13 protein-coding genes are annotated in these 10162 nt (G+C 70.7%); 7 read left to right on the top strand and 6 right to left on the bottom strand.

Going from position 1 to position 10162, the window contains the following annotated elements; genetic code table 11:
* The 5 genes from IH09_RS21340 to IH09_RS21320 form a co-directional block, all read right to left on the bottom strand.
* A partial coding sequence (locus tag IH09_RS21340; RefSeq protein WP_275126156.1) for a GTP-binding protein occupies positions 1-450 on the bottom strand: 450 nt, incomplete at its 3' end.
* Between the two features lie 44 nt (positions 451-494).
* Complete coding sequence (locus IH09_RS21335; RefSeq protein WP_052858755.1) at positions 495-1169, bottom strand: urease accessory protein UreF; 675 nt, start codon at positions 1167-1169, stop codon at positions 495-497.
* Between the two features lie 33 nt (positions 1170-1202).
* Complete coding sequence (locus tag IH09_RS21330; protein WP_052858752.1) at positions 1203-2924, bottom strand: urease subunit alpha; 1722 nt, start codon at positions 2922-2924, stop codon at positions 1203-1205.
* On the bottom strand, positions 2917-3228 hold the full coding sequence (locus tag IH09_RS21325) for an urease subunit beta (protein WP_052858749.1): 312 nt from the start codon (positions 3226-3228) through the stop codon (positions 2917-2919). Before IH09_RS21325 ends, IH09_RS21330 begins: the two co-directional genes overlap by 8 nt.
* A gap of 17 nt (positions 3229-3245) precedes the next feature.
* The gene (locus IH09_RS21320; protein ID WP_052858747.1) at positions 3246-3548 is read right to left on the bottom strand and encodes an urease subunit gamma; all 303 of its coding nucleotides are present in this window, start codon (positions 3546-3548) and stop codon (positions 3246-3248) included.
* A 528-nt stretch (positions 3549-4076) separates the two neighbouring features.
* Here IH09_RS21320 and IH09_RS21315 point away from each other — a divergent pair.
* Positions 4077-5024: a M28 family metallopeptidase gene (locus IH09_RS21315; RefSeq protein ID WP_052858745.1), complete on the top strand. Its 948-nt coding sequence runs from the start codon at positions 4077-4079 to the stop codon at positions 5022-5024.
* A 21-nt stretch (positions 5025-5045) separates the two neighbouring features.
* Here IH09_RS21315 and IH09_RS21310 read toward each other — a convergent pair whose 3' ends face one another.
* Positions 5046-5360, bottom strand: a complete 315-nt coding sequence (locus IH09_RS21310) for a type II toxin-antitoxin system Phd/YefM family antitoxin (RefSeq protein WP_052858740.1) — start codon at positions 5358-5360, stop codon at positions 5046-5048.
* A 56-nt stretch (positions 5361-5416) separates the two neighbouring features.
* Here IH09_RS21310 and IH09_RS21305 point away from each other — a divergent pair, with 56 nt between their 5' ends.
* The 6 genes from IH09_RS21305 (at position 5417) to IH09_RS21275 (ending at position 10149) form a co-directional block, all read left to right on the top strand.
* Complete coding sequence (locus IH09_RS21305; RefSeq protein ID WP_052858736.1) at positions 5417-6052, top strand: ATP-dependent Clp protease proteolytic subunit; 636 nt, start codon at positions 5417-5419, stop codon at positions 6050-6052.
* Positions 6053-6058: 6 nt separating this feature from the next.
* Positions 6059-6367 (top strand): hypothetical protein, encoded by a 309-nt coding sequence (locus IH09_RS21300; RefSeq protein ID WP_052858734.1) that lies wholly within the window; start codon positions 6059-6061, stop codon positions 6365-6367.
* Between the two features lie 848 nt (positions 6368-7215).
* On the top strand, positions 7216-7557 hold the full coding sequence (locus IH09_RS21290; protein ID WP_052858730.1) for an ArsR/SmtB family transcription factor: 342 nt from the start codon (positions 7216-7218) through the stop codon (positions 7555-7557).
* Positions 7554-9293: a SulP family inorganic anion transporter gene (locus IH09_RS21285; protein WP_052858729.1), complete on the top strand. Its 1740-nt coding sequence runs from the start codon at positions 7554-7556 to the stop codon at positions 9291-9293. Before IH09_RS21290 ends, IH09_RS21285 begins: the two co-directional genes overlap by 4 nt.
* The gene (locus IH09_RS21280) at positions 9290-9736 is read left to right on the top strand and encodes a pyridoxamine 5'-phosphate oxidase family protein (RefSeq protein WP_052858727.1); all 447 of its coding nucleotides are present in this window, start codon (positions 9290-9292) and stop codon (positions 9734-9736) included. Before IH09_RS21285 ends, IH09_RS21280 begins: the two co-directional genes overlap by 4 nt.
* Positions 9737-9744: 8 nt before the next feature.
* Entirely contained in the window at positions 9745-10149 is a 405-nt protein-coding gene (locus IH09_RS21275) for an ATP-binding protein (RefSeq protein ID WP_404827269.1), read from the top strand.
* Positions 10150-10162: the final 13 nt, after the last annotated feature.

Genomic DNA, 10162 nt, shown 5'->3' with positions numbered 1-10162 from the left:
GATCACGAAGATCTGCGCGTCGACCAGGCCCTTGGAGAAGGTGGCGGTGAGGTTGTCGCCGCCGGACTCGACGAGGATCAGGTCGAGCGGGCCGACCTCTTCCTCCAGGTCCTCGACGGCTTCGAGGTTGGCGGAGATGTCGTCGCGGATCGCGGTGTGCGGGCAGGCGCCGGTCTCCACCGCCTTGATCCGCTCGGCGGGCAGGACGGCCTCGCGGAGCAGGAACTCGGCGTCCTCGCGGGTGTAGATGTCGTTGGTGACGACGGCGAGGGACAGTTCGTCGCGCAGGGTGCGGCACAGGGCCGCGACGGTGGCGGTCTTGCCGGTGCCGACCGGGCCGCCCAGGCCGATCCGGAGGGCGCGGCGGGTGCCGTCGGGGCGGGTCGGCGTCGCGGCGCTGTAACTGTGGCGGTGCGGGAAGATCTTGTCGAGTTCGTGGTCGAGGTGCATGGTCACTCCGGTGGTTCGGGCGGCCGCGGGGTGCGCGGCGGGGGTCAGGAGGCGAAGAGCCGTACCGGCCAGGCGGCGTGCTGTTCGGCGGTGATGTCGAGCAGCGGCGCGGAGGCCGCGGGCAGCACATCGACTCCCTCGGTGGGGACGCGCAGGGCGGCCTCGGTGCCCTGGACGGCGACCTGGTCGAGGTCGGCGGCGAGGTGCGCGAGGACGGCGGTGGCGTCGAAGGGGTCCAGGCTCAGCAGCCGGACGGCCGCGGTGGCCGGGCCGCTGATGTTCTCGTAGGCCACGGCGTACGCGGCGTCGAGGGCGGTCAGGCCCGCGGACCGGGCGGCGAGGCCGAGGACGACGGGCTGGTGGGCGCCGCGCGGACGGGCCGCGGCGAGCGCGTCGAGCGCGTCGCTCGGCCAGGCGGCGCGGGCGGCCCGCATCATCTGCCGGCCGAGCCGTCTGGCCACCTGCCGCAGCGCCGGTACAGGGGTACGGGCGTCGGCGGCGTCGTCCAGGAGCAGCGGATCGCAGCCGGCGGCGGCCGCGGCGGCCAGTCCGGCGGCGACCAGGCCCGCGGTGTGCAGCCGTCCGCGGCAGAAGTTCTCCAGGGTGGCTGCGTCCTTGATGCGTCCCGCGGTGACGGCCGGTTCGGCACCGCCCGAGTGGGCGTGCCCACCGGCGGGGAACCGGCCGTCGGCGAGGACGAGCAACGCTGCGCGGCTCATCGGTGGTACTCCGGGTTGTTCATCGGCGGTGCATCAGAAGAGGAAGTACCGCTGGGCCATGGGCAGTTCGGCGGCGGGCGCGGGTTCGACCACGTCGCCGTCGATGGTCACCGTGAAGGTGTCGGGGTCGACGTGGACCCGCGGCAGCGCGTCGTTGTTGCGCATGTCCGCCTTGGTGACACCGCGGGTGCTGCGGATGGCCTCGAAGGACTTCGCCAGGGGCAGCCGCTCGGGGAGACCGTCCTCCAGGGCCTGCTGGGAGACGAAGTTGACGGAGTTGCTGCCCGGGGCCTTGCCGGTGGCGCCGAACATCGGGCGGGGCAGGATCGGCTGCGGGGTGGGGATGGACGCGTTGGCGTCGCCCACCTGCGCGTACGCGATCTGGCCGCCCTTGATGACGAGCAGCGGCTTGACGCCGAAGAACGCCGGGTCCCACAGGACGAGGTCGGCCAGCTTGCCGTCCTCGACCGAGCCGACGAGGTGGTCGATGCCCTGGGCGACGGCCGGGTTGATGGTGTACTTCGCGACGTACCTGCGGGCCCGGTTGTTGTCCGCGCCGCCGTCGCCGGGGAGGGTGCCGCGGCGGCGCTTCATCACGTGCGCGGTCTGCCACGTACGCATCACGACCTCGCCGATCCGGCCCATGGCCTGGGCGTCGGAGGACATGATCGAGATGGCGCCGAGGTCGTGCAGGATGTCCTCGGCGGCGATGGTGGAGGGCCGGATCCGGGACTCGGCGAAGGCGAGGTCCTCCGGGACGGCGGGGTTGAGGTGGTGGCAGACCATCAGCATGTCGAGGTGTTCCTCGACGGTGTTGACGGTGTGCGGCCGCGTGGGGTTGGTCGACGCGGGCAGCACGTTCGGCTCGGAGACCATCGCGATCATGTCGGGGGCGTGGCCGCCGCCGGCGCCCTCGACGTGGAACGCGTGGATGGAGCGGCCGGCGATGGCGGCGAGGGTGTCGCCGAGGAATCCGGCCTCGTTGAGGGTGTCGGTGTGGATCGCGAGCTGGGCGCCGCTCTCCTCGCAGATGCCCAGGCAGGCGTCGAGTACGGCAGGGGTCGCGCCCCAGTCCTCATGGATCTTGAAGCCGAGGATGCCGGCCCGCAGCTGGTCGCGCATCGACGCGGTCGACATGGTGTTGCCCTTGCCGAGCAGGCCGACGTTGACCGGCAGCGAGTCCATCGACTCGAAGAGCCGGGCGATGTGCCAGGCGCCGGGGGTGATGGTGGTGGCCTTGCTGCCCTCGGCCGGTCCGGTGCCGCCGCCGACGAGTGTGGTGACGCCCGAGGCGAGGGCCTCGTCCACCTGCTGGGGGCAGATGAAGTGGACGTGGGTGTCGATGGCGCCGGCGGTGAGGATCTTGCCGTTGCCGGCGATGACCTCGGTTTCGGGGCCGATGACGAGGTCGGGGTGGACACCGTCCATCGTCTCGGGGTTGCCGGCCTTGCCCAGGGCGGTGATCCGGCCGTCGCGGATCCCCACGTCGGCCTTGACGATGCCCCAGTGGTCGAGCACGACGGCACCGGTGATCACGGTGTCGGGGGCGCCCTCGGCGCGGGTGGTGCGCGACTGGCCCATCGATTCGCGGATCACCTTGCCGCCGCCGAAGACGGCTTCGTCGCCGGCCCGGCCGGGCCCGCCCGAGCGGTCCTCGGTGATCTCGATGACGACATCGGTGTCGGCGAGCCGGATGCGGTCACCGGCGGTCGGGCCGAAGAGGTCGGCGTACTCCTGGCGCGTCAGATCAGCCATCGAGGGGACCTCCGGTCTCGCCACGCAGCCCCGCGACGATGCGCTTGCCGCTGATGGGGACAAGTTCGACCTCGGTGGGGATGCCCGGCTCGAAGCGCACGGCGGAGCCGGCCGCGACGTTGAGCCGCTTGCCGTGCGCGGCCGCGCGGTCGAATTCGAGACCGGGATTGGCCTCGGCGAAGTGGTAGTGCGAGCCGACCTGGACGGGGCGGTCGGCGGCGTTGAGGACTGTCATGCGCGTGACCGGGCTGCCTTCGTTGAGGCGCACCGGCTCGTCGGCGTAGAGGATCTGTCCCGGGATCATCTTCTGCTCTCCCGTGGTCAGTTGATGGGTTCGTGAACGGTGACGAGCTTGGTGCCGTCGGGGAACGTGGCCTCGACCTGCACGTCGTGGATCATCTCGGGGACGCCTTCCATGACGTCGTCACGGCGGAGCACCGTGCGTCCGGAGGACATGAGCTCGGCGACCGTACGGCCGTCCCGTGCGCCTTCGAGGATGTGGGCCGTCAGCAGGGCGATGGATTCGGGATGGTTCAGCTTCAACCCGCGGGACCGACGCTTCTCGGCCACGTCTGCCGCCACATGAATCATCAGGCGTTCCTGTTCATGCGGGGTCAGTTGCATACGTTCCACCTCACAGTCTTCCCGCCTGGACTCATTCGCCCAGGTCACAGGCGTTGACACACCCGCATCGATAGATGTACCACACAGTATTTAAAGAGGGGGCAAACCGACCTCCAGCGCCTGACCGCCAACAGCCCCGCGACGGGAGGCCAGTTCGGCGGAATTTCGTCGGCGTTACCGCGAGGGAAATCCCGCGCCCCCCTTGTCACACCTGAAGCAACGAGACATCCCGCACCTCCCGCGACGGCCCGGCGGCCATCCGGCACCGCACGGGGTGGAGCGCGAATCCCCCGGCCGCACGCGGAGAGCAGTGGCGCATTCCACACGCGACGGATGACCGCACTCCAGCATCACGGCCTCCAACAAACCCGCAATAACGCCCCAAATGCGACAACGCCCGCTCCGCGAACACGCCTGTCCGGTATGCGCTCTTGACGTGACACGGAGCCCTCGCAATCCTCATGCTCGCGTCAAGACAGCACAAAGCCAGCTCCGCACCACCCCCCACACCAGTATCGGAGCCCTACCGTGACCCGCTCCCCCCGCACTCGCCGCGCCCTCCTGGCCGCCGGCGCCTGCACCGCCGTCGCCGCCCTGCTGAGCACCGCGACAGCCACCCAGGCGACGGCCCGCACGCCGCTCGCCGCCCCGGACATCCCGGTCTCGGCCGTCAAGGCGGACCTCGCCCAGCTCCAGTCGATAGCCGACGCCAACGGCGGCAACCGCGCCCACGGCAAGCCCGGCTACAAGGCGTCCGTCGACTACATCAAGGGCAAGCTGGACGCGGCCGGCTTCACCACCGAGCTCCAGGAGTTCAACTACGGCGGCGCCAAGGGCTACAACATCCTCGCCGACTGGCCCGGCGGCAACGAGGACCAGACGGTCATGGCCGGCGCCCACCTCGACTCGGTCGGCCGCGGCCCCGGCATCAACGACAACGGCTCCGGCTCCGCGGGCATCCTGGAGGTCGCGCTCGCCGTCTCCCGGGAGGGCCTCAAGCCCGCCAAGCACCTGCGGTTCGCCTGGTGGGGCGCCGAGGAGTACGGGATGGTCGGCTCCCAGCACTACCTCGACACCCTCGGCACCGGCACGTCGAAGCTCGACTCGTATCTGAACTTCGACATGATCGGTTCACCGAACCCCGGCTACTTCGTCTACGACGACGACACCCGCCTGGAGAAGGTCTTCAAGGACTGGTTCGCGACCAAGAACATCCCCACCGAGATCGAGACCGAGGGCGACGGCCGCTCCGACCACGCCCCCTTCAAGGACGCCGGCGTCCCGGTCGGCGGGCTCTTCTCCGGAGCCGACTACATCAAGACCCCCGATCAGGCGCAGAAGTGGGGCGGCACCGCGGGCCAGGCGTTCGACGCCTGCTACCACGCCGCCTGCGACACGTCCCGCAACATCGACGACACCGCACTGGACAACAACACCGACGCCATCGCCAACGCGCTCTGGCAGCTCACCTCCTGACCCTCCCGCACCACCGCACGGTCAGCTCTCGCGACCCGGCCGCCGATCCCCGGCGGCCGGGTCGCGGTGTTCTGCCGCGATACCGAACCGCTGCCGTTCGCCTTCAGCGGACGACAGCGGCCGCAGCGTGGAGACCGTACTGATCACCTGCGGCTCCTCCGCGGCCGCCGCCCGCTGCCCGAGTTCTTCGAGTCGCTGCAGGTCAGCGGCGGACACCAGCGCGGCCAGCGGCTTGCCGTGGCGCGTGACGACGACCCGTTCACCGCCGTAGACGACGCGGTTGATCAGATCCGCGAGCTCTGCCCGCGCTTGCGTCACCGGAATTTCGTAGGTCATGCTCCCATTCTAACGAGATGTACAACCTGTACATTTTCTGCGTAAGAGGAGCTGCCATGTCGCGACCCACGGCCCGCTATGTGCTTCCGTCGTTCACCGAGCGCACTTCCCACGGGACGCACACCATGGACCCGTATTCCAAGCTGCTCAGCGAGCGCATCATCTTCCTCGGCACCCCGATCGACGACACCTGCGCCAACGATGTGATGGCGCAGTTCATGTATCTCGAACACGCCGCCCCGGAGCAGGACATCTCGCTCTACATCAACTCCCCCGGCGGCTCCTTCACCGCGATGACCGCTCTGTACGACACGATGCGCTACGTGTCCTGCGACGTCGAGACGATCTGCCTGGGACAGGCCGCCTCCGCCGCCGCGGTACTGCTGGCCGCCGGCACCCCCGGCAAGCGCCTCGCCCTGCCCGGCGCCCGGGTCCTGATCCACCAGCCGTCACTGGACGCGCCGGTACACGGCCAGACCACCGACCTCCAGATCCACGCGGACGAACTGCTGCGCACCCGCGCCACGTTGGAGGAGATGCTGGCCCGGCACACCGGACAGCCCCGGGAACGGATCGCCGCCGACATCGAACGCGACAAGATCTTCGACGCCCGCGCCGCACAGGAGTACGGCCTGATCGACGGCCTCACCCGCAGCCGCAAGCGGCCCGCCGCCCCGCACGGCGCACGGTGAGCCGGGGTGCTCCCACCCGAGTTGCCACCGCTACCCGCGCTGACCCGGGCCGAAGGTGAACTCATCGACCGCTACCTGGAGGTACTGGACCTACTGGGCCGGATCAACCCCGCCCGCTGCGGCGACACCTACGGCGGCCTGCGCGCCGCCCAGGCACTGGTCGGCAAGGCCGCCGGACTGCGGGACGCACTGACGCTGATGCACGACCGGGGCGAGGGCGAACTGCACTCCGCGACCTTGACGCGAGCGCTACGCGTCCTGGACGGCGAACGCCGCGCCCGGCTCGTCACGGTGCCACCATCCGGCGAGGCGTGACACCGAGCCGACCCCGGACCGCCGACCAGCGATAACAAGACACCTGACCCATGGCTCGGCCGCGACACCACGTGGCCGGGCCCGGCTTCCCACCAGCGGCCCCACCACTACGTCCGCTGATCATCTGACTTGCAGTGAGTGCCGTCACAGCACCGGGAGAAACAGCGGAGGAGCGGAGCCGGTGGCATTCCTGACCGGCGAACAATGCCTTATCTGGATCTTTCGCGTTTGCAACGCTCGCTGAGCCGGCCGTTTGTGTGGATGACAGTGTCAGTGACATGGGTTGGGATGCCTCGGCGAAAGCCGAGGAGTCGTCCGGGCGCGACCGCGAGTTCATTGCGGAGCCGTTCGTTCCCCTCATGCAGTTTCCGGTTGGCGTCCCGCAGCACTCGCACCACCCGCGGGGATTCGCCGGTGGTCGGGCGGGGCCGGTCGCCCGGTGGCGGGCTGTTCGTTCGCGAGATCCCGCAGCCCGGCAGCAGCGGGACCTGGGCGTTGTCGTAGAGGAAGGCCCGGGAGACACCGGCCCGAGCTCCCACGCCGGCGTCGGTCACGGCTCCGCCGTCGCGCTCCAGGGAATCCGGCACGGCCGGGACGCGCTCGATGCGGTCCAGGCGGCGTTGCTGTGCGGCCTCAGCGCGGACCCCGATGGCTCCGACCGGACCCAGGCAAGGGGACATCTGCGCACCGCACGCCGCAATGGCGGGTTCGGCTCGACGCCCAGGTGAGTGAATTGCGAAATTATGCAATTGCCTACATGCTGTATTGGTCATGCCCGCAGTAGCCAGCGGGCATGACACCAAGCTGTGCGCGGCCAGGGGCCGGGCTGTTGAGCGATCGAGGGTTTCGTGGCGGTTCCGCTGTATCAGGCCAAGGCCGAGTTCTTCCGGATGCTGGGGCATCCCGTGCGTATCCGGGTGCTCGAGCTCTTGCAGAGCGGGCCGATGCCGGTGCGGGATCTGCTGGCGGCCATCGAGGTGGAGCCGTCGGCGTTGTCCCAGCAGCTGGCGGTGCTGCGCCGCTCAGGGATCGTGACCGCCGTCCGTGAGGGGGCGACGGTGGTCTACGCGCTGGCCGGCGGGGACGTGGCGGAGCTGATGCGGGCGGCGCGGCGGATTCTGACCGAGATGCTCGCCGGGCAGCACGAGCTCCTGACGGAGCTGCGGGAAGCCGAGGTCTCTGCCCAGTGAGCACCTTGCTTGCCGGGGCCTGGGGCCGGGTGCGTTCCCTGTTGCCCGCCCGCGCCGACTTCGCCGTCATGAGCCGCAATCCGCGCCGCGATCTGCTCGCCGGGCTCACCGTGGCGATCGTGGCACTGCCGCTCGCGCTCGGGTTCGGCGTCTCCTCCGGGCTCGGCGCCGAAGCCGGCCTCGCGACGGCCGTCGTGGCCGGCGCGCTCGCCGCGCTGTTCGGCGGTTCCAACCTCCAGGTCTCCGGGCCGACGGGGGCCATGACGGTGGTGCTGGTGCCGATCGTCGCCCGTTACGGGCCGGGCGGGGTGCTCACCGTCGGCCTGATCGCCGGGGTGATGCTGATTCTGCTCGCCGTGGCGCGCGCCGGCCGCTACATGCAGTACGTACCCGCGCCAGTGGTGGAGGGCTTCACCCTCGGCATCGCCTGTGTGATCGGGTTGCAGCAGATCCCGAACGCGCTGGGCGTGGCCAAGCCGGAGGGCGACAAGGTCCTGGTGGTCGCGTGGCGTGCCATCGAGGCGTTCGTGGGCCATCCGAACTGGACGGCCGTGGGGCTCGCCGTCGGTGTGGCCGTGGTGATGCTGGCCGGGGCGCGGTGGCGGCCCGGGATCCCGTTCTCGATCGTCGCGGTGATCGCCGCGACCGTCGTGGCACTGGTCTTCTCTTTGGACGCGGCCGCGCCGATCGGCGCGTTGCCCTCCGGGCTGCCCGCGCCCTCCCTCTCCTTCCTCGACCCGGCCGCGCTGGGCTCCCTGATCGCCCCTGCGGTGGCGGTGGCGGCACTCGCGGCGCTGGAGTCGCTGCTGTCCGCGTCGGTGGCGGACGGTATGACGGTGGGGCAGAAACACGATCCGGACAAGGAGCTGTTCGGGCAGGGCCTGGCCAATCTCGCGGCACCGCTGTTCGGCGGCGTCCCGGCGACCGGCGCCATCGCCCGTACGGCGGTCAACGTCCGCTCCGGCGCCGGCTCGCGGCTCGCCGCCCTCGTCCACGCCGCCGTACTCGCGGTGATCGTGTTCGCCGCCGCGCCACTGGTCTCCCGTATCCCGCTGGCCGCGCTGGCCGGGGTCCTGCTGGCCACCGCCATCCGCATGGTCGAGGTCGGATCGCTGCGGGCCATGGCCAGGGCGACGCGCTCCGACGCCGTGGTCCTGGTGCTGACCGCCGTGGCGACGCTGGCGCTGGATCTGGTGTACGCGGTGATCATCGGCCTGTTGGTGGCCGGAGCCCTCGCCCTGCGGGCGGTCGCCAAGCAGGCCCGGATGGACCAGGTGGACTTCCGCCCCGACCTGCCCGGCGAGCACAGCGACGAAGAACATGCGCTGCTGGCCGAGCACATCGTCGCCTACCGCCTGGACGGGCCGCTGTTCTTCGCCGGCGCCCACCGCTTCCTCCTCGAACTCTCCGAGGTCGCCGACGTACGTGTGGTGATCCTGCGCATGTCGCGGGTGACCACGATCGACGCCACCGGCGCCCTGGTCCTGAGGGACGCGGTGGAGAAGCTGAACCGGCGCGGCATCATCGTGCTGGCCTCCGGGATACGGCCCGGTCAGCGGCAAGTCCTGGAATCCGTAGGCGTGTTGGAGTTGTTGCAGCGGGAGGGGCGTGAGTACCCGACCACACCTGAGGCCATCCAGGGCGCCCGTGCGCATGTGCAGCGTGCCGGCCTCCTGCCCGCCCCTGCCCAGCGCCGCACCCTCAACACCGTGATCACCGAGGAGACCTCCCGATGACCACCCCCCGCCGCATGATCGATGTCTCCGGCGAGGAGGCCCTCTACCTTCTGGAAGGCGCCTCGCAGGGGCGGCTGGTGTACGAACAGCGTGACGCCACCGCACTGCGGCCCGCCTCCCACGTCCTGGAGTACGGGCGGCTCATCGTCCGCGCACCGGCCCCGGCCGCCGCCTTCTGCGGCCGGATCACCGTCACCTACCACGCGGACCGGATCCATCCGGTCGCCGGGACCGGCTGGGCGGTGACCGCCGCCGGTCCGGCCGAAGTCGTCACCGACGGGGACGAGGACGCCCACTACCGCCGCACCCTGCCCGGCTGGGTGCACGGCCCGCACGATGCGGTCCTGCGTATTCATCCGCAGACGGTGACCGGCTACCGCTTCGGGCACGGGAGCAGCGCTGCCGTACCGGCCCGCGGGGCAGGCCGGCGGCAGACACGGTGATCCAGCATGTGACGTTGCCCCACCGGCGTGTGCTGACCTGCCCGGCCATTCCCGCTTCGGTGCCGCTCGCGCGCCGGGAGGCGGAGATGACCTATGCGGCGTGGGGCATCAACCCCGGCCACCGGTCGGTGGGGCCGGCCCTGCTGGTGCTGAGCGAGCTGGTCACCAACAGCGTCCAGCACGCCGCTCCGGTCTCGCCCCAGCTCACGGCCATCTACGCCGCGGGCGGCGATACCCTTGCGTTCGCGGTCCACGACCGCCATCCCCGTCAGCTCGACCCGCTCTGCTTCCCGCAAAGCCCCGGCGGACTGGCCACCGTCGCCGAAGTCACCGCCAACTGGGGCGGCACCTGGACCGTGCGGCCCGACGCCGACGGCGGCGGCAAGAGCGTATGGATCACTCTGCCGCTGTGAGCCCCTCACGCGC

It is taken from the genome of Streptomyces celluloflavus, from assembly GCA_000720995.1.
In the GTDB taxonomy this organism is placed as follows: domain Bacteria; phylum Actinomycetota; class Actinomycetes; order Streptomycetales; family Streptomycetaceae; genus Streptomyces; species Streptomyces celluloflavus.
This window is presented reverse-complemented; position numbering and strand designations above follow the sequence as displayed.